This is a genomic window from Vibrio sp. 10N.261.51.C6, assembly GCF_041471785.1.
Lineage (GTDB): Bacteria > Pseudomonadota > Gammaproteobacteria > Enterobacterales > Vibrionaceae > Vibrio > Vibrio crassostreae_C.
In genome coordinates this window covers 1-299 of record NZ_JBFRPB010000141.1, presented here as the reverse complement: position 1 = coordinate 299, position 299 = coordinate 1, and the positions used below count along the sequence as shown (strand labels likewise).

The following is a 299-nucleotide window of genomic DNA, read 5'->3' as shown; positions in this document are numbered from 1 at the left end:
AGTGTTTTGTAACGGTCATCCAATTGGCACTGTGTCTCTTCGCTGAATGAGCGAAGTGTATCGTCGAACACGTTCTCATCGTGAATACCGATAGTGCCTAGACGCCAGCCTGTTGCACCGAAGTATTTAGAGAATGAGTAAACACATAGTGTGTTGTACGGTAGTTTTGCGAACAGAGAAACAAACTCATCTGCGAATGTGCCGTAAACGTCATCAGTGATGATGAATAGGTCACTGCGTTGCTCATTCACAAAGTTTGTTAGGTTCTCTAGAGTCTCATCAGAGAATTTCACTGATGC

General features: G+C 43.8%; 1 protein-coding gene. It reads right to left on the bottom strand.

Annotated elements, in window-relative coordinates:
* Positions 1-299: aminotransferase class I/II-fold pyridoxal phosphate-dependent enzyme (locus tag AB4375_RS21575; RefSeq protein WP_372052507.1), on the bottom strand; the 299-nt coding region annotated here is incomplete at both ends.